2 tRNA genes are annotated in these 381 nt (G+C 49.9%); both read left to right on the top strand.

Annotation, left to right across the window (positions count from 1 at the left end):
• Positions 1-119: 119 nt before the first annotated feature.
• Positions 120-196 (top strand) — tRNA-Ile (locus KNP78_RS15645).
• Between the two features lie 21 nt (positions 197-217).
• A tRNA-Ala gene (locus tag KNP78_RS15640) sits at positions 218-290 on the top strand.
• The last annotated feature ends 91 nt before the right edge of the window (positions 291-381 follow it).

Raw genomic sequence — 381 nt, 5'->3', positions numbered from 1 at the left:
AACAAGGTAGCCGTATCGGAAGGTGCGGCTGGATCACCTCCTTTCTAAGGAAAATGCCCATGTGGCATTGCCCATCGTTCAGTTTTGAGAGACCAAATCTCTCGACAATCAAAATATGAGGGCCTATAGCTCAGCTGGTTAGAGCGCACGCCTGATAAGCGTGAGGTCGGTGGTTCGAGTCCACTTAGGCCCACCATTTTTTTGAGAATTCCTATATGGGGCCTTAGCTCAGCTGGGAGAGCGCCTGCCTTGCACGCAGGAGGTCAGCGGTTCGATCCCGCTAGGCTCCACTTTGTTCCTTGAAAACTGAAGATTCATCAAGACATCAAACCAATTAATTTCACATATGGTCCGTGAGGACCGTGTGTCTTAGACGCTAGA

It is taken from the genome of Exiguobacterium sp. s28, from assembly GCF_018618135.1.
GTDB lineage: Bacteria > Bacillota > Bacilli > Exiguobacteriales > Exiguobacteriaceae > Exiguobacterium > Exiguobacterium mexicanum_A.
Note: the sequence above shows the minus strand (reverse complement) of the source record. Positions and strands in the feature narration are given on the sequence as shown.